Annotated in this window: 20 protein-coding genes, 1 tRNA gene, 1 other RNA gene and 1 pseudogene; 20 read left to right on the forward strand and 3 right to left on the reverse strand. The window is 38.2% G+C overall.

Annotated elements, in window-relative coordinates; translation table 11 throughout:
• Positions 1-38: 38 nt before the first annotated feature.
• The 18 genes from DYE54_RS09745 (at position 39) to DYE54_RS09830 (ending at position 19,770) form a co-directional block, all read left to right on the forward strand.
• The gene (locus DYE54_RS09745) at positions 39-1,283 is read left to right on the forward strand and encodes a competence/damage-inducible protein A (RefSeq protein WP_115311035.1); all 1,245 of its coding nucleotides are present in this window, start codon (positions 39-41) and stop codon (positions 1,281-1,283) included.
• A 183-nt stretch (positions 1,284-1,466) separates the two neighbouring features.
• Entirely contained in the window at positions 1,467-2,498 is a 1,032-nt protein-coding gene (gene recA / locus DYE54_RS09750) for a recombinase RecA (RefSeq protein ID WP_115311036.1), read from the forward strand.
• Positions 2,499-2,535: 37 nt separating this feature from the next.
• The gene (locus DYE54_RS09755) at positions 2,536-3,042 is read left to right on the forward strand and encodes a regulatory protein RecX (protein ID WP_115311037.1); all 507 of its coding nucleotides are present in this window, start codon (positions 2,536-2,538) and stop codon (positions 3,040-3,042) included.
• Positions 3,043-3,186: 144 nt separating this feature from the next.
• Positions 3,187-4,731 carry a ribonuclease Y gene (gene rny / locus DYE54_RS09760; RefSeq protein WP_281267715.1) on the forward strand — a complete coding sequence of 515 codons (1,545 nt, stop codon included), beginning with the start codon at positions 3,187-3,189 and terminating at the stop codon, positions 4,729-4,731.
• A 384-nt stretch (positions 4,732-5,115) separates the two neighbouring features.
• Positions 5,116-6,885, forward strand: coding sequence for a DNA primase (gene dnaG / locus DYE54_RS09765; RefSeq protein WP_115311038.1), 1,770 nt, complete (start codon positions 5,116-5,118; stop codon positions 6,883-6,885).
• Positions 6,886-6,912: 27 nt separating this feature from the next.
• Positions 6,913-8,076, forward strand: a complete 1,164-nt coding sequence (gene rpoD / locus DYE54_RS09770; protein ID WP_115311039.1) for an RNA polymerase sigma factor RpoD — start codon at positions 6,913-6,915, stop codon at positions 8,074-8,076.
• 66 nt (positions 8,077-8,142) lie between these two features.
• Positions 8,143-8,217: transfer RNA gene (locus tag DYE54_RS09775), tRNA-Ile, on the forward strand.
• 222 nt (positions 8,218-8,439) lie between these two features.
• Entirely contained in the window at positions 8,440-9,165 is a 726-nt protein-coding gene (locus DYE54_RS09780) for a tRNA (adenine(22)-N(1))-methyltransferase (protein ID WP_422822095.1), read from the forward strand.
• Positions 9,165-10,400: a Nif3-like dinuclear metal center hexameric protein gene (locus DYE54_RS09785; RefSeq protein ID WP_115311041.1), complete on the forward strand. Its 1,236-nt coding sequence runs from the start codon at positions 9,165-9,167 to the stop codon at positions 10,398-10,400. Before DYE54_RS09780 ends, DYE54_RS09785 begins: the two co-directional genes overlap by 1 nt.
• An 88-nt stretch (positions 10,401-10,488) precedes the next feature.
• An RNA gene (gene rnpB, locus DYE54_RS09790) (RNase P RNA component class A) lies at positions 10,489-10,837 on the forward strand.
• A 137-nt stretch (positions 10,838-10,974) separates the two neighbouring features.
• Positions 10,975-11,301 (forward strand): thioredoxin, encoded by a 327-nt coding sequence (gene trxA, locus DYE54_RS09795; RefSeq protein WP_115311042.1) that lies wholly within the window; start codon positions 10,975-10,977, stop codon positions 11,299-11,301.
• 167 nt (positions 11,302-11,468) lie between these two features.
• Positions 11,469-12,620 carry a hydrogenase small subunit gene (locus DYE54_RS09800; RefSeq protein ID WP_115309313.1) on the forward strand — a complete coding sequence of 384 codons (1,152 nt, stop codon included), beginning with the start codon at positions 11,469-11,471 and terminating at the stop codon, positions 12,618-12,620.
• Entirely contained in the window at positions 12,620-14,521 is a 1,902-nt protein-coding gene (locus tag DYE54_RS09805) for a nickel-dependent hydrogenase large subunit (protein WP_115309314.1), read from the forward strand. The genes DYE54_RS09800 and DYE54_RS09805 overlap by 1 nt, the downstream gene beginning before the upstream one ends.
• A gap of 14 nt (positions 14,522-14,535) precedes the next feature.
• Positions 14,536-15,249 carry a Ni/Fe-hydrogenase, b-type cytochrome subunit gene (gene cybH / locus DYE54_RS09810; RefSeq protein ID WP_115309315.1) on the forward strand — a complete coding sequence of 238 codons (714 nt, stop codon included), beginning with the start codon at positions 14,536-14,538 and terminating at the stop codon, positions 15,247-15,249.
• Positions 15,233-15,739: a HyaD/HybD family hydrogenase maturation endopeptidase gene (locus DYE54_RS09815; RefSeq protein WP_115309316.1), complete on the forward strand. Its 507-nt coding sequence runs from the start codon at positions 15,233-15,235 to the stop codon at positions 15,737-15,739. The genes cybH and DYE54_RS09815 overlap by 17 nt, the downstream gene beginning before the upstream one ends.
• A complete protein-coding gene (locus DYE54_RS09820) occupies positions 15,736-16,113 on the forward strand; it encodes a hydrogenase expression/formation C-terminal domain-containing protein (protein ID WP_115309317.1) in 378 nt (125 codons plus the stop codon). The genes DYE54_RS09815 and DYE54_RS09820 overlap by 4 nt, the downstream gene beginning before the upstream one ends.
• A gap of 617 nt (positions 16,114-16,730) precedes the next feature.
• Positions 16,731-18,023, forward strand: a complete 1,293-nt coding sequence (locus tag DYE54_RS09825) for an S-layer homology domain-containing protein (RefSeq protein ID WP_115309318.1) — start codon at positions 16,731-16,733, stop codon at positions 18,021-18,023.
• A gap of 376 nt (positions 18,024-18,399) precedes the next feature.
• Positions 18,400-19,770 carry an S-layer homology domain-containing protein gene (locus DYE54_RS09830; RefSeq protein WP_115309323.1) on the forward strand — a complete coding sequence of 457 codons (1,371 nt, stop codon included), beginning with the start codon at positions 18,400-18,402 and terminating at the stop codon, positions 19,768-19,770.
• Positions 19,771-19,844: 74 nt separating this feature from the next.
• Here the strand turns inward: DYE54_RS09830 and DYE54_RS10455 are convergent.
• Positions 19,845-21,091: pseudogene (locus tag DYE54_RS10455) on the reverse strand (ISL3 family transposase).
• Between the two features lie 410 nt (positions 21,092-21,501).
• Between DYE54_RS10455 and DYE54_RS09840 the strand changes: the two are divergent.
• Together DYE54_RS09840 and DYE54_RS09845 are read left to right on the forward strand one after the other, a co-directional pair.
• On the forward strand, positions 21,502-22,623 hold the full coding sequence (locus DYE54_RS09840) for an IS1249 family transposase (protein WP_115309322.1): 1,122 nt from the start codon (positions 21,502-21,504) through the stop codon (positions 22,621-22,623).
• A gap of 227 nt (positions 22,624-22,850) precedes the next feature.
• Entirely contained in the window at positions 22,851-24,089 is a 1,239-nt protein-coding gene (locus DYE54_RS09845) for an ISL3 family transposase (RefSeq protein ID WP_115309321.1), read from the forward strand.
• Here DYE54_RS09845 and DYE54_RS09850 read toward each other — a convergent pair.
• Both DYE54_RS09850 and DYE54_RS09855 read right to left on the reverse strand, forming a co-directional pair.
• Positions 24,086-25,198 (reverse strand): IS1249 family transposase, encoded by a 1,113-nt coding sequence (locus DYE54_RS09850; protein ID WP_115309320.1) that lies wholly within the window; start codon positions 25,196-25,198, stop codon positions 24,086-24,088. The two genes, DYE54_RS09845 and DYE54_RS09850, sit on opposite strands and share 4 nt — an antisense overlap.
• A gap of 387 nt (positions 25,199-25,585) precedes the next feature.
• Positions 25,586-26,896, reverse strand: a complete 1,311-nt coding sequence (locus tag DYE54_RS09855; protein ID WP_115309319.1) for an S-layer homology domain-containing protein — start codon at positions 26,894-26,896, stop codon at positions 25,586-25,588.
• Positions 26,897-26,922: the final 26 nt, after the last annotated feature.

Raw genomic sequence — 26,922 nt, forward strand, 5'->3', positions numbered from 1 at the left:
AAAGTAGTGAGTGCATTGCTAAAGAATCGAGGCAAAGTATGATTGTAGAGTTGATTTCCACAGGTTCTGAATTATTATTAGGTGATACGATAAATACAAATGTTGCGTGGTTAGCTAGAGAGCTCAATAAATTGGGATATACGGTTGCTTTTCAAACAACGATTGGCGATAACCCAGAGCGTATGGAAGCTTGTTTTAAGGCAGCGGCTAAACGAGCGGATATAGTGATTGCGACTGGTGGCTTAGGGCCCACCCAAGGGGATATTACGCGCCCTGTGTTAGCTAAGGCCATGGGCGTAGAGTTAGAACTTAATAAGACAGCTGAAACGTTTGTTAAAGACTTTTTTAGAAATAAGGGTTGGGATATGCCCGAACCAAGTCGGCGTGAAATGTTGTTACCTATTAATAGTGTAGCGTTAGCTAATAGTCGTGGCGTGGCACCGGGGGTGGCTGTACAATCTGAAGGCACTACTTACATTTTATTGCCTGGGCCACCAGCTGAAATGAAAGCTGTTTTTGATGAATCTGTGCGTCCGTATTTAGCTAACCATTTTGGTGGCCAAGGGGTAGTTTTATCCCATCGCTATGCTGTATATGGTATGCGTGAATTAGCTTTAGAAGCCGCTTTGATGGATTTAGTAAAAGCACAACACAATCCTACCATTGCGTTTTTAATTAAGAATGGTTATATTGAATTACGTATTACTGCTAGTGCTACGACGATAGAAGCAGCAGAAGCTATCTTGGCTCCTTGGGATGGGATTTTGAAAGAACGGCTAGGCAATGCCTTAGGGCGTCGTTTGGAAAAATCTATGTTAGAATTAGTAAGTGAAGCCTTATTAAGTACAGGGGCTACTGTCGCTACGGCAGAATCTTGCACTGGTGGCTTAGTGGGTAAACGATTGACGGAATTACCTGGTAGTAGCGCCTATGTACAGGGGGGCGTTATTTCGTATTCTAATGATGTTAAGCATAAAGTATTAGGTGTACCGCAAGCTGAACTAGATGAGTTTGGTGCAGTTAGTGAAGAAGTGGCTAAATCAATGGCTATGGGCACTCGTAAATTACTAGGTACTACTTATGGCGTGTCTACTACAGGTATCGCAGGTCCTGGTGGCGCTACGCCAACTAAACCAGTGGGGCTAGTATATATTGGTATTTCAGGTCCTAAGGGAACGGTTGCTTATAAAAATGAATTTATAGGAGATCGGGATAGTATTCGTGAAAGTACGGCCGAACGGGCCCTTTACTTTTTGTATCAGACCATAACTGAGCAAGCTTAATATAGCAAGTGCGTCATAAAGGGTATCAGTGACTGGTTTGTAGTGTAGGTCATATATTAGATTTTATTTGAGTCATATGCTAGGTGTGTATGAATTCAATTAAATAGATTTTTATTTAGAATAGGTCATATAATAATGAAAAGTCCTTTGCTCATTAATGGTAAAGGCAAGAAAGGATGTATCATGGACGGTAGAGAACAAGCCTTAGATAATGCATTAAAAAAGATAGAAAAAGATTATGGTAAAGGGGCGATTATGCGCCTTGGGGATATTACGGACCGTATGAATGTGGAAGTGATTTCTACCGGCTGTTTAGCTATTGATTTAGCTGTTGGTGTAGGTGGCTTTCCACGAGGCCGTGTCATCGAAATTTATGGGCCTGAATCATCTGGTAAGACAACGGTAGCCTTACATGCTATTGCAGAGGCGCAAAAAGAAGGCGGTATTGCTGCTTTTATTGATGCGGAACATGCATTAGATCCTGTATACGCTCGCCGTTTAGGGGTTGATATTAATAATTTATTAGTATCGCAACCAGATAATGGGGAACAAGCACTGGAGATTACGGAATCATTAGTGCGCAGTGGTGCCGTAGATATTATTGTTGTTGACTCCGTAGCGGCTTTGGTACCAAAGGCGGAAATTGAAGGGGAAATGGGCGATGCTCATGTAGGTTTACAAGCTCGTTTGATGAGTAAAGCTCTTCGTAAATTAACGGGGATTATTAGTAAATCACGTACTGTTGTAGTATTTATTAACCAGTTGCGTGAAAAGGTAGGGGTTATGTTTGGTAATCCTGAAACAACAACAGGTGGTCGTGCTTTAAAATTCTACTCTACGATTCGCCTTGATGTGCGTAAAGGGGAAGTTATTAAACAAAATAATGAAAACGTAGGGAGTCGTACTAAAGTAAAAGTTGTGAAAAATAAAGTAGCGCCTCCATTTAAAACGGCCGAATTCGATTTGATGTATGGTACAGGCGTATCTTATGAAGGTACGTTGATTGATATTGGGACGAATATGGAAATTATTAAAAAATCTGGTGCTTGGTATTCCTATAATGATGAACGCATGGGTCAAGGTAAAGAAGCAGCGAAAGATTATTTACGCACACATCCAGAGATTGCTACAGAAATTGATAAAATCGTTCGTGATACATTAATGGCAGAACCTGAAACCTTTGATGTAGTCGGGGAAGAACAGCCAGAAGAGTAAATCAACTAGTAGTTAAGGTGGGAAAGGTAGCGCATACATGGGATTCAAACCGAGTAAAACGGAGTATACGGACATAACAGCTATGGATCAAGCTATGCGCTTCTTGGCGCCACGGTTTTTGAGTCGCTTAGAATTGACACAAAAACTACAACGTAAAGGTGTATCTAGTGAGTTAATTCATACAGTGTTACAGCGGTTGGAAGAGTTAGATTATATTAATGACGAACGATTAGCTCATGATGTATTACAATTTTATATGGCTGAAGCTAAGTATAGCGTGCAATATATTCGCAATAAAATGTTTCAGCGTGGTTTAGTCGTAGGTAATGAATTAAGTTATTATGATGAGTTTAAACCAGCTTTAAAGCTGATAATACGGCATTTTTTAGGTATATCAGCTATTACCGACCCTGTTTGGTATGAAGAGGCTTGGCCTGAAGAAGCGCGGTTAAATCAAAAAAAAGTTATGAATTTTTTGAAAAACCGGGGATTTAGTGTAAGCACTATACGAAATATTTGCTCACAAGTAGCTCGCTATGAATAGTCTATATAGAGTTTTTCTTGACAGTCTTTTCATGACCGACTACAATTATAGTAGTCTCACGGTAGTGGGCAATTTTCAAATGTGTATGAAATAGACGGCAATCTGGGAGAAGCCTAGGTGGGCTTCTCACTTTTATATGAGGAGGTGAATCTTATTTTAGAGTATAGCATTATTGCAGTTGTAATGGTGCTCATCGGTCTTGGTGTTGGTTACATGATGCGTAAAAACATAGCTGAAGGTAAGCTGAACCAAGCGGAAACAGAAGCAGCGCGCATTATCGCTGATGGTGAACGCGTAGCTGAGTCAAAGAAAAAGGAAGCTTTAGTGGAAGCTAAAGAAGAAATTCATAAACTTCGTGGTGAAGCAGAAAAAGAAAACCGAGATCGACGCAATGAATTACAACGTTTAGAACGACGTATTCTTCAAAAAGAAGAACATCTTGATGGTAAATTAGAATCATTAGAAAAGAAAGAAGATGCGTTGCATCGTAAAGAACAAGAAGCAAAAGCTTTAAAAGAACGTACAGAAGCATTGTACGATCAACAGATGGCAGAATTAGAACGTATTTCTGGTATGACATTTGAGGAAGCAAAAGGAATTTTACTTTCTAATGTAGAACAAGAGATTCGTCATGAAACGGCGGTCCTTGTAAAAGATTTAGAACAACAGGCAAAGGAAGACGCGGAAAAGAATGCCCGCGAAATCATTGCAGCCGCTATTCAGCGCTGTGCTGCTGACCATGTTGCAGAGTCTACGGTATCCGTAGTAGCTCTTCCAAATGATGAAATGAAAGGGCGAATTATTGGTCGTGAAGGCCGTAATATTCGAGCCCTAGAAACCTTAACAGGTATAGATCTTATCATTGATGATACCCCAGAAGCAGTTATCCTTTCTGGATTTGATCCAATTCGTCGTGAGGTAGCGCGTATTGCGCTTGAAAAATTAATTGTGGATGGTCGTATTCATCCTGCCCGTATCGAAGAAATGGTTGGTAAAGCTCGTAAAGAAGTGGACCAAGTTATTAAAGATGCAGGGGAACAGGCTACTTTTGAAGCCGATGTACATGGCTTACATCCTGAAATTGTACGTATTTTAGGTCGTTTGAAATATCGTACAAGTTATGGTCAAAATGTGTTGAAACACTCTATTGAAGTTGCTCATTTAGCAGGTATGATGGCTGCAGAATTAGGCTGTGATGTAACCTTAGCTAAACGAGGTGGCTTACTTCATGACTTAGGGAAGGCGCTTGACCATGAAATTGAAGGCTCTCATGTACAAATTGGTATTGATGTAGCTAAAAAATACCATGAAAGCGTATTGGTACAGAATTGTATTGGTGCTCATCATGGGGATGAAGAATTTAAATCTGTTGAAGCTGTCTTGGTAGCCGCAGCGGACGCTATTTCAGCTGCTCGTCCAGGCGCTCGTCGTGAAACTCTTGAAAATTACTTGAAACGTTTGACTAAATTAGAGGAAATTGCCGAGTCCTTTGATGGTGTTGAAAAATGTTTCGCTATTCAAGCAGGTCGCGAAATCCGCGTAATGGTTAAACCAGATAAAGTGGATGAAGCAGAAGCCACATTATTAGTACGCGATATGGTTAAACGTATTGAGTCTGAATTGGAATATCCAGGTCAGATTAAAGTGGTTATCATTCGTGAAACTAGAGTTGTAGATTATGCTAAATAGTAGTTGCCGTTTATCTTTCGTGACTATTGGTGCATAAGAGCATAGTATATGAGTTTATTAACTACATATAGCTAGATGTTTTAAGAGTTTAATAAAAGACTACAATTGTAATCGCTTAGGCAAAGGTCATAAGGCGGTGGACAATTGTAGTCTTTTTTTATGTCTTGCAATTTAATAGTAAAAAGCAGTACAATAGATTTCCGTGTGAATATCATAAAAGATAATCAAAATTCGCGGACATGTATTTATTGTTGCAAAATCAGCATAAAAATTTTGCAGATTAAAAATAGAGATATTTGAAAAAATCTTCTTGACATAGCAGGAGAAATAATATCCTTTGTAGAAATATATATACAGAGAAATTTATTTATGGGATGTGAAGAGATGAGTAGACACTTTGATGCTGAATTAATTGAACAAATAAAAGACGCAAATGATATTGTGTCAGTGATTTCTGAGCATATAACACTAAAAAAGAAAGGTAAGAACTATTGGGGCTGTTGTCCCTTTCATAACGAAAAAACGCCTTCTTTTAGTGTGAACCCAGAAAAGGGCTTTTTTTATTGCTTTGGTTGTCATGAGTCTGGTAATTCAATAAGTTTTCTTATGAAGTATAATGGGGTGTCTTTTCCAGAAGCCATGGAGCAACTCGCTAATAGAGCTGGTATTGCTTTACCGGAGAAAGAATTGACTGTTGGTGAATTGAAACGTAAGGAACATCGTGATGAATTGTACCGTGTCAATCAATTAGCGGCGAAATTTTTTCACAATTGTTTGACACAAACTGAAATGGGAAAGCCGGGCCTTGAGTATTTACAAAGTAGAGGCCTATCTAAAGAAACGATTGAACGCTTTCAGCTTGGCTTTGCTCCCAATAATTGGGACAAATTATTTCGTTCGTTTCATGAGCGAGGCATTGATGAAAGAATTTTAATTGAATGCGGTTTATGTCGTAAGAATGATACGGGGCGGATTTATGATTATTTCCGCAATCGAGTTATGTTTCCCATATGCGATGGCAAGGGTAGAGTGGTTGCCTTTGGTGGTCGTGTGCTTGATGATAGTACCCCTAAATATTTAAACTCACCAGAATATGAATTATTTAATAAGGGTCATATGCTCTTTGCTTTTGACAAAGCGTACCGAACTATTCGGGAGAAAAAACAGGTCATTTTAGTAGAAGGGTATATGGATGTTATAGGTGCTCATAATCGTGGTGTTACTAATGTAGTGGCATCATTGGGGACGGCGTATACAAAAGATCAGGGACGATTATTGATTCGTCAAGCTGAAGAAGTTGTATTAGCCTATGATATGGATACTGCCGGGCAGAAAGCAGCGCGTCGAGCTATTGAGCTATTACAAGATACGGAATTTAAAGTGCGTGTGGTGGCTATGCCCGATGGCAAGGATCCAGATGATTATGTGCGCAACCATGGGCCAGAAGCTTTTTTAGAACTGGTAGCAAAAGCTGTTTCGCCATTTGAGTTTTACTTAAATAGCGCTTTAATTAGCCATGATAGTAATACGGCGAAAGGTAAAGAGGCAATTTTAGAGGAAGTCTTTCCTTTAATTAGTGTTACCAGTAATCAGATAGAACGAGAGAACTATCTGAAGGCACTGGCATTGCCTTTATGGCTTGATAATAGTACGATTTATCGTATGTTTAGACAGTATTTAACAAAAGGCGATATTAATTTGCCTGAGTCGACACCCGATACTGCAGTATCATCGACGACTATAGGTGAAGAAGATAGACTAGTAGCTATAGCTATAACGGATCCGTTAGCTTGGCAACGAGTACAGGCCTACTTACCGTTGGAGGATATAACCAATCCTTTGTATCAAGCTTTATTTAAAAAAGCAGGGGAACTTCTCAGTAAGTCAGGGGCGCTACAAGAAACAGCGTTGGAGGAAATGCTTACTGATGAAGAAAGAAGTGCTTACGGTCGCCTGATGGTTATAGGTGAAACGGAATTTAATGAAGCACAATTGGATGGCTATATACGCGCAGTGCGCTTGAAGTCATTACGAAATCAATATAAAACGCATAGTGTGTTAGCAGATCAGTTAAATCGGGCAGGGGATGCTCGGTTTATAGAAGAATTAAAGTTTTGTCAAGATTTGCAGGCATTAATCAAGGAATGGACTTGAGAAACTATGAAGGAAAGGAAGAGCATTGTGGCTAAGAAGCAAACTAAATCGCGGTTAGAAGAAATTATAGAACAATTACTAGCAAAAGGACGTAAAGCAGGAGCATTGACCAGTAAGGAAATTACGGATGCTCTTCACGAAGAAGTGGAACTTACGGCAGAACAGCTAGATGATATGTATGAAGTATTACAGAAGAGTAATATCGAGGTTATTACAGACGACGTAGAAGTAGCCGATGATGATGAGGATATCATTGAGGAAGACGAAGTCAGTGATGAAGTACGGGAAGCTAAAGAGGTTAGTCTAGACCTTAGTATTCCTGAAGGGGTTAATATTGATGACCCTGTGCGTATGTACTTGAAAGAAATTGGCCGTGTTCCCTTGTTATCGGCGGATGAGGAAATTTTATTAGCACAGCAAATTGAAGCGGGTGCTAAAGAAGATGCGTCCTATAAGGAAATGCGTGCTGGCGAAAAGGCTAAACAAAAATTGATTGATGCTAACTTACGTTTGGTAGTTAGTATTGCTAAACGTTATGTAGGGCGTGGTATGTTATTCTTGGATTTAATTCAAGAAGGTAACCTTGGTCTTATTAAAGCGGTTGATAAATTTGACTATACTAAAGGGTATAAGTTTTCTACTTATGCAACTTGGTGGATTCGTCAGGCTATTACACGGGCTATTGCCGACCAAGCGCGCACAATTCGTATTCCAGTTCATATGGTAGAAACAATTAATAAATTGATTCGTATTTCACGTCAATTATTACAAGATAAAGGCCGTGAACCATTGCCAGAAGAAATTGCAGAAGGTATGGGCATCAGTGTAGAGCGTGTTCGTGAAATTCAAAAAATTGCACAAGAACCAGTGTCTTTAGAAACACCTATTGGTGAAGAAGAAGACTCTCATTTGGGCGATTTTATTGAAGACCAAGATGCTATTGCGCCAGATGATGCTGCTAGTTATATCTTGTTAAAAGAGCAAATTGAAGATGTATTCTCTTGCTTGACGGAACGAGAACAGCAAGTTTTAGTGTTGCGCTTTGGTTTAAAAGATGGCAAACCACGGACATTAGAAGAGGTGGGTCAGCATTTTAATGTTACCCGTGAACGTATTCGTCAGATCGAAGGTAAGGCATTGACTAAACTTCGTAATCGAGGTAAACGAGATAAAATTAAAGACTTCTTATAATTTCATTGACGGCAATAAGTTATTTTGTGTATAATAATTTGGTGGAGTACTACGGTATTTCCCTATGGGCCTATAGCTCAGGGGTAGAGCAACCGGCTCATAACCGGTCGGTCCCTGGTTCGAACCCAGGTGGGCCCACCAACTTTTGTAAAAATAAACCGCTTATACAACGTGATAGTTGTATAAGCGGTTTTTAGTTATGGTAAAATAAATATGTGAATAAAAAGGTCCAATATGTTCAGTAAATATTTTAACGTATTTATTGTTCTTAAGGATATACTAATATATTTAAGAGTAGTTTTATGTTACATAGTGTCATGCTATGTAGTGTTATGTTACATAGTGTTATATAAAGGAGTCATTGTGACAATAAAAAAGCTAACGAACCGTTTAGAAGCGGTATTTACACTAATACCTAAAGCAATAGCTATTGCCGATATTGGTACAGATCATGGTTATTTAGCGGTTGAATTAATACAACGTGGTCGTGCTGATCGAGTGGTAGCGGGTGATGTGCACAAGGGGCCATTGGAGTCCGCTAAAGCATATGTAAAATCTAATGGACTGGAAGATCGAATTGATTGTCGTTTGGGCGACGGTTTGCAGGTTACTGAGTCTGGTGAATTGCAAGGAGCCGTACTTTGTGGCATGGGTGGTTTTCTCATGCGGGATATTATTGAAGCAGGCCCTGAACTATTAGATTTTTATGTATTACAGCCTCAAAATGGGCAAGCTGAATTGCGACAATTTTTAGTGAAAAAAGAGTATAAAATTGTAAAAGAAATTTTGGTAGAAGATATGGGCAAACTATATCAAGCACTATTAGCTGTTAAAATCGAACGATTACCTGAATATGTAAGTGACATAACCTTAAGTATGCAAGATGTATATGAAAAGTTACCATTAGATTCCTTACTTTGGTCAGTGGGCGCTTTATTAGCACAGGAACGCCCGCCATTATGGAGTAAGTATATAGAGCGACTTATTTATTTACGTCAGATTGCTTTAGATAATATGTCGAAAGAATTAGCAAATACAGAAAAGTATAAACTGTTGGAAAAAGAGATTGCAGAATTGGAGGTATTATGATGAATGAGATATTTGATGAAACGAATGAGCAAATTGTCATAGCAAAAGAACAAACAGATAATAAAAAACAAACAGTTGTAGCAAAAGAATCGTTAACTACAGTAAAAGAAGGGGGCGCCACAGTTAGCGTAAAGCAAATCGGTCACATTGTAGAGGCTTTGGCACCTACGCATTTAGCAGAATCTTGGGATAATGTAGGTCTTATGGTGGGACAACAACAGACCGAAGTGACAGGAATTTTAACAGCCCTTGATGTAACGGATGAAGTTGTGGAGGAAGCTATCGCTAAAGGCTGTAATTTAATTGTCAGTCATCATCCGCTAATTTTTAAAGGTCTAAAACAAGTAACGGATGATACCGCATTAGGGCGTTTAGTTTATAAATTAATTAGTCATAAGATAGCTGTTTATAGTGCGCATACGAACTTAGATATTGCTTCTGGTGGACTAAATGATTTAGCAGCGGCTCAAATTGGGCTAGGGCAAGTAACAGGCCTTGAAAAAGTCCATGAAGAAGGGCTGTATAAAATTGTTGTTTTTGTACCCACTACGCACACGGACGCTGTATTAAACGCTATGGGCGATGCAGGGGCTGGACATATTGGTAATTATAGTCACTGTACATTTCACAGTGAAGGAACTGGCACATTTTTACCTTTAGAAGGAACACATCCATATATTGGGGCTGTTGGTGAAATTACAAAAGTAGCCGAAAATCGGTTGGAAACGATTGTTCCTAAAGCTCAATTAGCTACTGTCCTTGACGCAATGAAAGAAGCTCATCCATATGAGGAAGTGGCCTATGAAGTATATCGATTAGCTGAGCCAGCACAGGTGGCAACAATTGGGCGCCTTGGTGTATTAGCTGATACTTTAAGCTGGGAAGCCTTTGTAGAATTAATAAAAGCTGCTTTTCCGCAAGGTCGTGCACGTTTTGGTGGCGCTAAAGTGGCGGCGATTACTAACGTTGCTCTTTGTACTGGCTCTGGTGCTGAATTTATAAAAGCTGCGGCTAAGGCTGGTGCACAGGCTTATGTGACAGGTGATGTGAAATATCATGATATGCAATTAGCTAAGGAATTGGGCATTTTGGTGGCTGATGTAGGGCATTTTGGTACGGAAGTAGGGGCGTCCTCTTTACTGGCTGCCCATATTGAAATGAAATTACGAGAACAGAGTATAACAACGATTCCTGTTCATATCAGTGAAACACAAAAAGACTTTTTCTTTGCATAATCGACATCCTTAGATGTGCTATCTGTTCATATTAATTTTGAGAAAAAGATAATTGACCTAATATCTTGTATCTGCTAGACTTTAAGTAGCAAGTATGAAAGGTGATTGCGAGCGTAAGTTCGAGGAAAGTCCGAGCTCCGCAGGGCAGGATGCCGGATAACGTCCGGCGTGGGTAACCATAGGGAATAGTGCCACAGAAAAGTAAACCGCCGCTTTAGCGGTAAGGGTGGAACGGTGTCGGTAAGAGCGCACCAGCAATGCAGTAATGTATTGGCTCGGTAAACCCCATCCGGAGCAAGGCCGAATAGGAAAGGGATAAGGGTGGCCCGCCTACCTTTCGGGTTGTGCCGCTTGAGCCTATAGGCAACTATAGGCCTAGAAAGATAATCACCACTGCGCAAGCAGAACAGAACTCGGCTTATTGATTGCTTGCTTAAAACCGCTCCTTGGGGCGGTTTTATTTTGTCTAGTCATTATCATTTAAAGAAAATGATTGATTTTTGACTAAACATTGTCGCCGTCATCATACAATTAAAAGTATACAAAGAGGATATGGTATAAGGAGGAATTAGTAATGGCAGTAACAAAAATTGAAAGTTTAGAAGCTTTGGAGACCCTGTTAAAAGACTCTTCAAAAGTTGTGGTAGCTGATTTTTGGGCTACCTGGTGCAAACCTTGCGAATTGATGAATCCTGAAATCGAAAAGTTAGCGGAAGATATGAAAGATGATCTTGATGTGGTAACCATTGATGTAGAAGCACTCAAAGACGTAGCTTTGAAATACAATATCCAGGGTATTCCGACATTGATTTGCTTTAAAAATGGTAAAGAAAAAGATCGCATTGCTGGGTATAAACCAGCTCCTATTGTAGAAGGGTTGATTCGCTCCATTATAAAATAAAGCGATAAAGTATATAGTTAACTTTCAAGAGTATAGCAAGTTTTTATGATATATTCTATAGAAATTAAAACCGTAACGTGTTATACTATCAATACTATTTAATAAAAGATTTATTTAATGTTTAACAAACGGACAGTAAAGTTATTGCAAGCAAGGGGGGTCCACCTGTGAAAGAAAAGACAAATAGTCTGTGGAAATTGTTCCAGGAACGTAAACTCAGTCGCCGCACATTTATGAAGACCTGTGTGGCTTTGACCGCCATTTTAGGCCTACCACCAACAGTATTGAATAAAGTTGTTGAGGCAGCCGATACGAAAGAGTTGCCAACAGTTATTTGGTTACATGGTCATGAGTGTACAGGTTGTGACGAATCGTTTATTCGTTCTACATCGCCATTTGCATCAGATGTGGTATTGAATATGATTGCTTTAGAATATGATGACACATTGGCTGCAGCAGCGGGGGCTCCTTTTGAAGCACATTTACATAAACTATTGACTGAAAAGAAAGGTCAATATGTATTAGCTGTTGAAGGTGGCGTACCTCTTGATGACAATGGTACCTATTGTATGGTAGGTGGTCGTCCTTTTGTTGATGTGTTAAAAGAATGCGCTGAAGGGGCTGCATTTATCATTGAATATGGTTCCTGTGCGGCTTGGGGCGGTGTACAGGCTGCGAAACCAAACCCTACGAATACTGTGTCAGTTTCGAGTGTCATTTCAGGTAAGAAAATTATTAAAGTACCTGGGTGTCCACCAATCCCAGAAGTTATGACGGGTGTGATTATGCATTATGCATTATTTGGTGAAATTCCACCACTTGATGTGGAAGGACGTCCAAAACAATTCTATGGTAATCGCATTCACGATACTTGTTATCGCCGACCATTTTTTGATTCGGGGCTCTTTGTTGAAAAGTTTGACGATGAAGGGGCTAAAGCTGGTTGGTGTTTATACAAGATGGGTTGCCGCGGTCCAGTTACTTACAATTCATGTGGTAACTTGCGCTGGTGGAACGGTTTATCCTATCCAATTCAATCTGGTTCTGGTTGTATTGGTTGTAGTGAAAAAGGCTTTTGGGATAATGACAACTTCCATCAACGATTACCTCAAGTTCAAGTGGCTAATACCATTACGACGGCTGATACGATTGGTACCATTGCAGGTTTAACTGCGTTTGGTGCTGTAGTAGCCCATGGTGGTGTTACCTTGGCTAAACATAAATATGATACGATTCAATTAGAAAAGAAATATCAAGAAGAGCTTGATGCGCAGAAGGCCGCTAAAGAACAGGCTAAGAATGAAGGAGGTAACCACTAATGAAACGTGTAGTTGTAGATCCGATCACTCGTATTGAAGGTCATTTACGAGTTGAAGTCAATGTTGATGAAGCAACGGGGAAAGTAGAAGACGCGTTATCCAGTGGTACGGCTTGGCGTGGTATTGAGTTAGTAGCAAAAGATCGTGATCCACGAGATGTGTGGGCGTTCGTACAACGTATTTGTGGTGTATGTACATCGACTCATGCATTAGCTTCTTTACGCTCTGTGGAAGATGCATTAAAAATTGAAATTCCTAAGAATGCGAATTATATTCGAAATATTATGCATAGTTGTTTAGATGCTCATGACCATATTGTACATTTCTATCACTTGCATGCGCTTGACTGGGTGAGTCCTGTAGAAGCATTAAAAGCAGATCCTGCTAAGACCGCTGCTTTACAAGAAACCGTACTTAAAACATATAATTTAAGTGGCCTTGAACCAGCTGAAACACAGTCCACTACATCGGCGTATCCAAAAGAATTTCCTAAAGGCAATGCAACGTACTATGCAGCTGTTCAAGGGAAAATTAAAAAGATTGTTGAAAGTGGTCAATTAGGTATTTTTGCTGCACAATGGTGGGACCATCCAGATTATCAATTATTACCGCCAGAAGTTCATTTGATGGGCGTGGCTCATTACTTGAATATTTTGGATAAACAGCGTGATATTGTTACACCACATGTTGTGTTTGGTGGGAAAAATCCACATCCACATTATATTGTTGGTGGTATGCCTTGTTCCATCTCTATGGATGATATGAATGCGCCTGTCAATTCGGCTCGTTTAGCTGTTGTTGATGAATCGATTGCATTAGCGAAAGATTTGGTTAATTACTTCTATCTTCCAGACGTATTGGCGATTGGTCAGATTTATGCAAAAGCAGGTATGGTTGATGGTGGCGGCCTATCTAAGAAACGTGTGCTTGCTTACGGTGATTATCCAGATGAACCATACAGTGGTATTCAAAATGGTGATTATTTCAAAAAATGCTTAGTTCGTGCTAATGGCGTTGTTGAAGATTTTGGTCTTGGCGTAGATAAAGCAAAATTCATTCCACTTGAAGGGGAAGACCTTATGAATCCAGACTTCTTGTCAGAAGAAGTGGAACATTCTTGGTATGAGTATCCTGATGGTAAGAAGACAATTCATCCATCAGAAGGGGTTACGAAACCAAATTATACAGGCCCTAAAACAGGGACTAAAGAACATTGGGAATTCCTTGATGAAACGAAGAAATATTCTTGGATTAAATCACCAACCTTTAAAGGGAATGCTTGTGAAGTAGGTCCTTTGGCTAAGTATATTATTGTATATACAAAAGTAAAACAAGGTATTATTAGTAATCCATCCTGGGCTGAACAGATGATTGTTAAGCAGATTGATACAGTATCTTCTGTTTTAGGTGTACCTGCTCATGTATGGATGTGTAGTACCGTAGGTCGTACGGCTTGTCGTTGTTTAGATGCACAAGTAGCTGTTAATATGAGTCAATATTTCTTTAATAAATTAGTGACGAATATTAAAGGCGGCGATACAGCTGTAGCGAATACAAAAAACTTTGACCCTAATACATGGCCAAAAGAAGCAAAAGGGGTTGGCTTAGTCGATGCGCCTCGTGGTGGTTTAGGTCACTGGTGTGATATTAAAGATGGTAAAACAAGCAATTACCAGTGTATTGTACCAACAACTTGGAATGCATGTCCTAAGACAATTGCTAATGAACATGGGGCCTACGAATCCAATATGATGGATACGAAAGTTAAAATCGCCGACAAACCACTTGAAATTTTGAAAGGGATTCATTCCTTTGACCCTTGCTTAGCTTGTGCAACGCACTTGTATAACAAGAAGGGTGAAAAAATCATCTCCGTTAATACAGATGCTATGTGCAAATAATAGGGGGGATTTAGATGTTTGAACAACCGGACAAAAAGCCGTATCGCGTATTTAGTCTGTGGTTGCGTATATTCCATTGGACGATGGTACTGTGCGTAACTTTCCTATTCTGGACAGGTCTATATATTGGTGATCCAGGGTTTAGTATGTTTGTAGGTCGTGAACCGGCAGAAGCTATTAACAGCTGGTTTTCTATGGAAATGATTCGCCGTGTTCATTTTGGTTTTGCGTTTATTTTGATTTTTGCGTTTGTGTTCCGTATTTACGGCGCCATTCGCTATCGTGGTGATCGTTTGTTACCAAAATTCCGTAGCCGTTTATATTGGGATGGTCTTAAACAAACGACGTTACATTATTTGATGTTGCCACGTCAGGAAGAACATCGAGTGCTACGTAACTCGTTAGCGCGTACAAGCTACTTGCTAGTGTATATTATGATGTTCCTTGAAATTTGTACTGGTCTTGCGATGTATTCGCAGATTAATCCAAATAGTTGGTTGGCCATTGTGTTTAATCCAATTAATTTGATGTTTAACGAATATGATATTCATATGGTACATCACTATATTGCGTGGTTCTTCTTGCTCTTTACTGTAGCTCATGTATACTTGGCATTCCGTGAAGATGTTATGGAAGAATCTGGCGAAGTGTCTAGTATGGTATCTGGTATGAAATTCTATCCAGAAGACCCAGAAGATATTGAGGATTTATATGGTAAACGACAGTAATATTACGCTCTTAGGCGTAGGTAATATATTACTCACTGATGAAGGTTTAGGTGTTCACGTAGTGCGTCAAATGGAAGAAGAATATTCTTTTTCCCCTGAAATTAATATCGTTGATGGTGGCACTATGGGCATGGAATTATTAAGCTATATGCGAGGTATGACTAAACTGTTGTTGGTAGATGCTGTAAATGGTGGTGAAACACCAGGCACGGTTTATGAATTTCCACACCAACAGACAGAAGATTATTTTACCGGTAATATTTCAGTTCATGAAGTAGGGATGCAGGATATTTTACGCATTCGTGCCTTACAAGAAAAACCTCTTGAAGATGCGACAGTAATCGGTGTAGAACCTGAAAGTCTAGACATTGGGTTAATGCCAACTGAAACAGTACAAGCCGCTTTGCCGGAGGTAAAACAACGTATTATTCGGCAATTAGAAACTTGGGGAATTGAGGTAACTGAGATAACAGAGGTAACAGAGCGATGATAGAGCATTATGGCAATGTACAGGCCATTTTAAAAGAACTTCAATTAGCGTTAAAGCGTCTGCGTGAAACGGGTGAAACTCACACCATTTATATTGAAAAGACGGGTTTAACGATGGAGGAACAAGTGGAGGTCATGGAAACTTTAGGTCGTGGCTCCATTACGATTAATTTTACAGAGACCGATCAACCTGTTGAATGGTATGAAACGCAATTTTCTGGTATATGGTTAGGCACATTCCGCAATGCGCGGGATGAAGCTATTGTATATACCGTAGAAGTTGGTCGTTATCCAAGTCTTTGTGGTGCGTTTGATGAAGATATTGAAACGGCTGAAGACGAATTACAAACTTGGATTGATGCGGCAGGGCTATAGCTTGAGGCTGTAACAGATTGTAGAATGATATTCTATGAGTTTGTTGCAGCCTTTTTTGTATGTATAAGAGCTTATTTACTTAAAGTAATCATAATTTTATAAAAATAAGAGCATTAATATAAGTGTTGTATGAAGAAAAATAGGGAGTTAACCGATATACCATTGCTTTTATTCATGAAGTTATCACCTAAAATGGCTTTTTTACATGAAAAACTCATGTTTGAAATTGAGTTTTCTAATGGTTGAAAAACTGAAAACTATGATTTAGTTTTCGGTTTTGAGTGAAAATAAAAATCAAAAAGAGGTTGTATGCCCTATAAATACAAAGTTTCTAAGATGTTTAGGATTACTAATAAATAATTACAGTTAATTTAGGGAATATATGGGTTAAATGAAGTTTTGGTACTTTCATTTTGAGTTTAGTTTTCATTGGTAAGATGTGTCCATAGGTTAGTTCAGACAACGAAACAACTAAGACAAAAGAAGCAATAACAATACATTGCGAGGAAACTTGGACACTCCAATTTAAATTATTATTCTTTAATTAGTCTGTTTCAGAATCTAAACAAATCTAATATTTTAGAAAATTGTTTTTATTCCGAAAGGGGCAATTAATTATGAAAAAACGTTTTGCAGCCGTATTCGCAGCAACTGCTGTACTTGGTGTAACTACTGCTTTCGCAGCTAATCCATTCTCTGATGTAACTCCTAATGATTGGGCATACCAAAGTGTAGCGCAATTAGCACAAGCTGGTGTAATCAATGGTTACCCAGATGGCACTTTCAAAGGCCAGAACAACATCACTCGTTACGAAATGGCTCAAATGGTAGCTAAAGCTATGGCGAATGAATCTCGTGCTAATGCAGAACAACAAGCTATGATTAACCGTTTGGCTAATGAATTCTCTGAAGAATTAAATAACTTAGGTGTTCGCGTTGCTGACTTAGAAAACAAAGTAGGTAATGTAAAAGTAACTGGTGACGCTCGTCTTCGTTATGAAGGTTCCGATACAAAAGGAATGATTAGCTCTGAAAATAAAGATAAAAAATCTTTATTCGATATGCGTGGCCGTGTACAATTCAATGCTAACGTAAATGACAATACATCCGCTGTTATCCGTGTAACAAGTGGTGATATGGAATTTGGCGATGCTAAAAACTCTGCTGATGTAGAATTTGATCGCGTATATGTAGCTCATAAATTTGGTAAAGATACAACCGCTGTAGCTGGTCGTTTCGGTGCTGTAGTTGGTAATGGTTTAGTATACGATGATACATTCGATGGTGCTGGCCTTACTTATGACAACGGTAACTTCTCCGCAACTGCTGCTTATGGTTCCTTCATGGAAGGCGGCTTATTTGATAATGCAGACAATAGCCGTAAATATGCTACTGGGTATAATTTTACTGATGAAACTGCTGATAGCAACCCAACTGTTACTATCTTACAGGCAAAAGGTAAACTTGGTGAACATGCAACCTTAGGTGGTTTCTATACCTTTGGGAATAAGAACTTTGATAATGACATCTACGGTGGTTCCTTAGACCTTAACTTTGATAAAGTTTGGATCGGTGGTGAATATGCAACATTCGCTGATGAAGATGGTGTTGTAAAATCTGATGATAAAGATGCATGGGTAGCTGGTATTGGTTATGGTGACTATGATATTGCTAAACAAGGTACTTGGGGTGTTAAAGTTCAATACTTTGATGAAGGTAAATACTCTCCAGTAGTAAGCTCCACTTGGAATCAGCCATACAACAGCGATTACAAAGCTTGGATGGCTAGCGTTGATTACGCATTAGCTGATAATGTAGGTCTTTCTGGTTACTATACATTTAATGCAGAAGACCAAAGCGGTAATGAATTAGGTGATTACTACCGTGCAGAATTAAACTACAAATTCTAATAGAAAAAAATAGATAAATTATCGAATAGTTAGATTATGTTGAAAAATATTTTTATAAAAATATTTGAGAAAGTAATGTAACTTAAAATTCAAAAAAGACAGTTAACTTAAGGGTTAACTGTCTTTTTATTTATTGAGAATAAAACTGATATAGGGCAGTTGAGTTTTTCAAAAGCTTTACAAAGTGAATTTTGTGTGATACTATAGCTGTAGATTCAGTGAAGTACCAAAAGTTGTTGACTGAGAAACGTAAGTCACTTGTGAGGAAACATGGACACTCCATTTAAGATTACGGAGTATTGGAAAATAACGAGTAGGGACTAAACAGAATCATTGTATATTATTTTTCTGTTTTTTACCGAAAGGGGTAATTACAATGAAAAAACGTTTTGCAGCCGTATTTGCAGCAACAGCTGTACTTGGCGTAACAACTGCATTCGCAGCTAACCCATTCTCCGATGTAACTCCTAACGATTGGGCATACCAGAGCGTAGCTCAATTAGCAGCAGCTGGTGTAATCAACGGTTACCCAGATGGCACTTTCAAAGGCCAGAACAACATCACTCGTTACGAAATGGCTCAAATGGTAGCTAAAGCTATGGCTAACGAAGCTCGTGCAAACGCTGAACAACAAGCTTTGATTAACCGTTTAGCTGACGAATTCTCCAGCGAATTAAACAACTTGGGCGTTCGTGTTGCTACTTTGGAAAACAAAGTTGGTAACGTAAAAGTTACTGGTGATGCTCGTCTTCGTTTCCAAGGTTTTGAAGATAAAGGTAACTTCGCTCATTGGGATGTTAATGATAAAGACGAAGATGTTGTAAAAGGCGATAAAGATAAAAAATCCAAATTTGACTTCCGTGGTCGTGTACAATTCAATGCTAACGTAAATGATAATACTTCTGCAGTAGTACGTTTAGTTGGCTCAGGTGAATTCCATAACGCTAACGATTCTGGTGATGTAACTTTTGATCGTGTATATGTTGCTCATCAATTTGGTGAAGACACTAGTGCTGTAATTGGTCGTTTTGGTGCAGTTGTTGGTAATGGCTTAATTTACGATGATACTTTTGATGGTGCTGCTTTAGCATACGATAATGGTAAGATTCAAGCTTTAGCTGCTTATGGTTCTTTCCAAACTGGTAATCTATTCCAGAACTATGATAACAGTGATTTAGAAGACGACTTCTTCATCCAAGATGCTGGTGTTGATTTCGAAAATAACACTACTAAAACTAACCCAACTGTAACGTTGTTACAAGTTAAAGGTAATTTAGGTGAACATGCAACTTTAGGTGGTTTCTACGCTTTTGGTAATAAAGATATTGACACTGATATCTATGGTGGTTCCTTAGATCTTCAATTCGATAAAGTTTGGATTGGTGGCGAATATGCTACATTCTCTGACGATACAATTGAAGCATTTGGTAAAAAAATTGCCACTGATGGTGAAAATGATGGCAATGATGCTTGGATTGCAGGTATTGGTTTTGGCAACTATAACATCAAAGAACAAGGTACTTGGGGTGTTAAAGTTCAATACTTTGATTTAGCTAAACATTCTCCTGTAATTAGCTCCACTTGGAATAACCCATATAATAGCGATTACAAAGCTTGGATGGCTACAGTAGATTATGCATTGGCTGAAAACGTAGGTCTTTCTGGCTACTGGGCATTTAACGGCGAAGATCAAGATGGCAATGACCTTGGTGACTTCTACCGTGCAGAATTAAACTACAAATTCTAATCTTATTTGATAAGGCTTTAATATGTAGTCAAAATAAAACAGGCTCTTTGTCAAATTTTGGGGCGCTAAAGAGATTATGCACTCTTGGAAAGGACATGCGACATAGTTGTTGCGTGTCCTTTTTTAGCATTAATGAATAAAATCCGGTTACGAAATCGTTCAAAGTTTTGTAAACCAAACGAACACCGCTTTAGTACTTTTATTTTGTTGTTACAACCTTCTGTAAAGCCATTGGAATAGGGTAATGTTAAGGCATTAATAATTTCGGTTCTCCAAAATGTAAATGTTTTTAAGAGTGATTGAAACTCAGGTAATTCAGAAGCCTCAACTAAGGATAGCCATTGATCAATGGCCCATTGAATATTTTCTTTATCTTTGAATTTTAAAACATGAGAAAAGGATTGTTTTAGTGTATAGGCACGATGTAATCGGGGCGAATAATGAAACATATCCATAAGTTTAGTAAACTCTTTGTCTGTTAATGATTCAAAGCGTTTAGTTAATACTCGTTTATTGGCTTTAAATGTACGACTTACATTACATAATAGATTTTGCTCTACTTTGCGTACCCGCTCTAAGGCAAAGGTAACTAACCGTATTAAGTGAAATCTATCGGCTACAATTTCAGCTTGGGGAACCAAGATTTCATAACCGAACGAAATTGAAGAGACATATCCATTGTGATGTATTTTACATTATTTCGTATATATCTAGGGAATTGAGCAAAGTATTTCGCTAGTTCCGTAGTATCTCGTTTAGGCAGAATATCTAGTATTTTATGCGTTTCTGGATCAGTAAGAATGACTTGGTATTTTTGACCAGCTGCATTGCCTTTGAATTCATCAATAGATAGTACAGGTGGTAGTGTTGAGGGGCGACTATAGTTAATTTCGTTAAAGACTCTTAGTACTTGGTTTACGCTTACATGGCAATGCTTAGCCACAGCTTGGTAAGATGTTACTTCAGAGAGTTGTTGACATATTACTTCACGAAGTCTTGGGGTTGTTCTAAGATAGCGAGAAGAAAACTCTGTTTTTTCATTGAAAGTGCGTCCGCACGTGCATATATAACGACGTTGACGATATAAGAGAAGAATGGTTTTTTCATTCGCTGTAGTATGCTGAATTTTTCGGTTAGTATAGCCTTTTATTCGTGTAGTTTGTGAATGGCAATTAGGGCATCTATGAGGACGTACAGGACTTTCTACGTAAAGTAAGTATTCTGAGCTAGTTTCACGCATATTTTTTATATATTCTGCTTTGATTCCGAGTAAATTTCCTATATAATTAAGTGTAGACATATTGAGTAAACATCCTTTCATAATGGTTTCGTCGCTTTTATTGTAACGGATTTTATTCAATATGTCTTTTTTTATATAAAAAAGTAGGCGCCAAGAGGACACGCAGTTTGCGTTTCTCTTTAGCGCCCCAAAATAAATTATAGAACCATAAAACAACCACTTCCTTTGGGAGTGGTTGTTTTTGTATGTACAGCCGATTAGTCATGCCTATTCGGCTGTACATATAGAAAGCGGGTTATAGGACAAAATGTGTTGCTGTAAAAGGCGATGAACCTAGTAGTTATCTAGGCTCATCGCCTTTTTAAGTTTTTTTGAAGAAGTTAGAGGTCGGACAAAATGTGTTGCTAAAAATGCTGAAAGCACTTGCAATTACTGACTTAAATGAGGTTTTATCTTCCTAGAAATAATAAATTTAGGAGGATTGCATAGTCATGCGTATAAAATGTATTAATTGTGGATTTTCGTGTAAAAAGAATGGAAAGACAAGTGCCGGAACTCAACGTTGGTATTGTAATCATTGTAAGTCTTCCTTTATCTATACAATAGATAATTCAGCTAAGCAGTTAAAGATATTTCAAAATTGGTTATTTAGTAAACAAAGTCAAAAGGTAATGCCTGGTAAAGGCCATACGTTTCGTAGAAAGTCATCCGTGTTTTGGGATATATGGCCTATGCCATCTAAAATAGAAGAACAACGAAATATTGTATTTGTTGATGGAATTTATTTATCTAAGAAAGCCTGCATTCTTATTTGCTGTGACGAAAAACATGTTCTAGGATGGTATCTTTGTCGTTATGAACATTCTAAAGCTTGGGAAGCTTTATTGAGACGAATCAGAGAGCCCATTCTAGTTGTTTCAGATGGTGGAACAGGTTTTAAAAAAGCATTAAAAAAAGTTTGGCCGAAAGCCAAACATCAGCGGTGTACGTTTCATGCATTTTGTCAGGTAAAGAAGTATACAACTAGCAGGCCTAAAACTTTGGCAGGATTTGAATTATATACCCTTGCTAAAGATTTGTTACATATAGAGAGTAAAGATCAAGCTGTTATTTGGATTACTAGATTAACTAATTGGAAAATAAAGCATAAAGAGTTTTTGAGTGAAATGACCAGAGACGAATCAGGAACTCTTAGACCTACTCATGAGCGTTTACTTAAGGCTGAATACTCGTTAATTAGACTTGTAAAAACGAATACGTTATTTACTTATCTTGAGAGTCCTTTTGCCGAGGCGCGGAACCTTCCAGCAACTAATAATCGGATTGAAGGAGCTGTTAATGCTCAACTCAGAGCCATGCTTAGATTCCATAGAGGGCTATCTATTGAAAGAAGAATAAAAGCGGTTTTTTGGTGGTGTTATTTACACTCACCGAAACCGCTTTCAGCTTCTGAAATTTTAAAAGTAATGCCTACAGACAAGAGTATTGCGAAGCTTTATTCCGATATGAGTACCAAAGCCCAATTAGAAGCTTCAATTCCTACTTGGGGAGATGCTATTCTTTGGGGTGATTTGCATAATTATGATTCTCTTCCTGATAATTATTGGGACTAATCAGCAACACATTTTGTCCTATAACCCTAGAAAGCGGTCTAGGTGAGTGCATATAGCACCACCAATAGACCGCTTTTAATCGGCTCTTTGTCAAATTTTGGGGCGCTAAAGAGAAACGCAAACTGCGTGTCCTCTTGGGCCTACTTTTTTATATAAAAAAAGACATATTGAATAAAATCCGTTACAATAAAAGCGACGAAACCATTATGAAAGGATGTTTACTTAATATGTCTACACTTAATTATATAGGAAATTTACTCGGAATTAAAGCAGAATATATTAAAAATATGCGTGAAACCCGCTCAGAATACTTACTTTACGTAGAAAGTCCCGTACGTCCTCATAGATGCCCTAATTGCCATTCACAAACTACACGAATTAAAGGCTATACTAACCGCAAAATTCAGCATACTACGGCGAATGAAAAATCAATCCTGCTCTTATATCGTCAGCGTCGCTATATATGCACGTGTGGACGTACTTTCAATGAAAAAACAGAGTTTTCTACTCACTATCTTAGAACAACCCCGAGACTTCGTGAAGTAATATGTCAACAACTCTCTGAGATAACATCCTTCAAAGCTGTTGCTAACCATTGCCATGTAAGCATAAACCAAGTACTCAGAATCTTTAGAGAAATTAAGTATAGTCGGCCTAGCAACTTGCCAACCGTATTATCTATTGATGAGTTCAAAGGAAATGCAGCGGGTCAGAAATACCAGGTCATTCTTACTGATCCAGAATCTCATAAAATACTCGATATCTTGCCCAAACGAGATACTACAGAATTAGCTAAATACTTTGCTCAATTTCCTAGATACATTCGAAACAACGTAAAATACATTACTATGGATATGTCACTTCAATTTCGTGCTGTTATGAAAACTTGGTTCCCTCATGCGGAAATTGTAGCTGATAGGTTCCACCTAATACGCCTAGTTACCTTTGCATTAGAACGTGTACGTAAGTCAGAACAAAATTCATTATGTAATGTAAGTCGTACCTTTAAAACCAATAAACGAATACTAATTAAACACTTTGAAGCATTAACAGATAAAGAGTTTAACAAGCTTATGGATATGTTCCATTATTCGCCACGATTACATCGTGCCTATTCACTAAAACAAGCATTTTCTCGCGTTTTAAAATTTAAAGATAACGCAAATTTACAATGGGCCCTCGATCAATGGCTCTCCTTAGTCGCTAGTTCTGATTTACCTGAATTTCAATCACTCTTAAAGACCTTTAACTTTTGGCGAAATGAAATTATTAATGCCTTAACTTTACCCTATTCAAATGGCTTTACAGAAGGCTATAACAACAAAATAAAGGCTCTTAAACGTTGTTCGTTTGGTCTACAAAACTTTGAACGATTTCGTAACCGGATTTTATTCATTAATACAGAAAAAGGACACGCAACAACTACGTTGCATGTGGGTTATAGGACAAAAAGTGTGTGTGGCTAATCCCAATAAGTAGGAAATTCTGTAGATTTATGAAGCTCATTCCATGCAAGTCCATCACCCCATTGAGGGATAGAATAATCTACTTTATTTCGTTCATTAAATCGTTGATAGATAAGCGAAATAGATTCATCTGTGGGCATAACTTTTAATATTTCAGATATAGAAAGCGGTCTAGGTGAGTGCATATAGCACCACCAATAGACCGCTTTTAATCGTCTCTCAAGAGATAATCCTCTATGTGATCTTAACATATCTCTTAATTGTGCGTTTACGCCACCCTCTATGTAGTTATTAGTTGTAGGCACTGAAATATCTGCCATCTCAATAAAAGTAAATAAAGTATGCTGTTTAACAAGCTTTAATAAGGAACTTTCAGCTTTTAATAAACGCTCATGAGTAGAGCGTTTATTACCATTTTCATCGGTAGTCATTTCTTGGAGAAACGTATTATACACGGTTCTCCAATTTCTTAGTTTTTCAATCCATGCACAAGCAGATTCTGATGTTTTCACCCAAAATAACTCACGTGCAATCAAATATAAATCTCTACCCGCCATTGTCTTAGGGCGACTTGTTGTATATCGTCTAACTTGGCAAAAAGCATGAAATAAACATCTCTGATGACTTGCCAAAGGCCACACGCTCTTAAGTGCTTTTGCAAACCCTGGACCACCATCAGATATGACTACCTTTGGTTCAGCAATCCGTTCTATTAAGCAAGTCCAAGCTCTAGAATTTTCAGTTCTACACACATACCACCCTAATACATGCATATCATCACAACAGATTAAAACACAGAGTTTTCTTGAAAGGTAAATCCCATCAACATACACAACATCTCTAGGTTCATCAATCTTTGGAGGAAGTGGCCAAAGACTCCAAAACCGCTTTGTAGAGCGCCTAAAAGTATGTCCTTGACCAAGCATATCCTTTTGGACTTCTTTACTAAATAACCAATTTAAAAAACTTTTAAATGACTTTGCCTGAGTATCTATTTGTAAAGTAAATGCTACTTTGCACCCTTTACAAAACCATCTTTGCGAACCTGATTTCAATATACCGTGTTTTATAGATTTTCTTCCACAATTAGGACATTTTGCTATTCTCATAATCTTCTCCTCAAAAACTCGTATTTTAAGAAGATTAAATGATAGTTAGCCCAGTTCTGGCAAGGGTTTATAGCACATTTTACACACACTTTTGTCCACCCTCAAAGTTCGGAAGAAAAAGATTAAACCGCTATAAACACAGATGGTTACTGATGTTATAGTGGTTTTCACACACACTTTTTGTCCTATAAGCCTTGCATGTCCTTTCCAAGAGTGCATAATCTCTTTAGCGCCCCAAAATTTGACAAAGAGCCAAAATTTGACAAAGAGCCCCATTTTGTCCTATAACCCTAACATTTAATAAAGAAATTTTAAAAAGGCAATCCTGTTAAAACAGAATTGCCTTTTAGTATTAAATTAGATTAAACTGTTCACTAATTTATAAAATTAGAATTTGTAGTTTAATTCTGCACGATAGAAGTCACCTACATCAGTACCATCTTGTTCTTCACCATTGAATGCCCAGTATGCAGATAAGCCAACGTTATTAGCTAGTGCATAATCTACTGTAGCCATCCATGTTTTATAATCGTTATCATATGGTTGATTCCAAGTAGAGCTAAATACAGGGGAAACTTCTGCAAGATCAAAGTATTGAACTTTAACGCCCCAAGTACCTTGTTCTTTGATGTTATAATTACCAAAGCCAATACCAGCTACCCAAGCATCATTACCATAATCTTTATTAGCTGCATCTTCAGAGAATGTAGCATATTCGCCACCAATCCAAACTTTATCAAAGTTAAGATCTAAGGAACCACCATAGATATCAGCATCATCTTTTAATTTTAATTCATTGCTATAAAGCTCACCATTATCATTAGTGAATGCATAGAAACCGCCTAAAGTAACATGTTCACCAAGTTTCCCTTTAGCTTGAAGTAAAGTTACTTTTAAGTTGTCATCTGCATTAGTATAGCCATCTTTATTAATATCTTTTAGAGATTTAAAAGCGCCTTTAACGAAAGAACCATAGCCTGCTAATGCTTGGAAGTTACCATTATCGTATGCTAAAGCAGCACCATCAAAAGCGTCATCATAGATTAAACCATTACCAACAACTGCACCAAAACGGCCAACTACACCAGTAGTATCTTCGCCAAATTGATGTGCCACATATACACGATCAAATGTCACATCAGTATCTTGAGAATCACCAAATTCAGTATCGCCTGTAGAAATACGAACAACTGCAGAAGTATTTTCATTTACAGTTGCATTGAATTGTACACGGCCACGGTAATCAAACTGAGATTTTTTATTGTAGCGAGAATTGTCTTTATTATCTTCAAAGTTACCTTTCTCTTCAAAGCCTTTATAACGAAGACGAGCATCACCAGTAACTTTTACATTACCAACTTTGTTTTCCAAAGTAGCAACACGAACGCCCAAGTTGTTTAATTCGCTGGAGAATTCGTCAGCTAAACGGTTAATCAAAGCTTGTTGTTCAGCGTTTGCACGAGCTTCGTTAGCCATAGCTTTAGCTACCATTTGAGCCATTTCGTAACGAGTGATGTTGTTCTGGCCTTTGAAAGTGCCATCTGGGTAACCGTTGATTACACCAGCTGCTGCTAATTGAGCTACGCTCTGGTATGCCCAATCGTTAGGAGTTACATCGGAGAATGGGTTAGCTGCGAATGCAGTTGTTACGCCAAGTACAGCTGTTGCTGCAAATACGGCTGCAAAACGTTTTTTCATTGTAATTACCCCTTAGGGTACGATAA

Source organism: Veillonella criceti, assembly GCF_900460315.1.
Lineage (GTDB): Bacteria > Bacillota > Negativicutes > Veillonellales > Veillonellaceae > Veillonella_A > Veillonella_A criceti.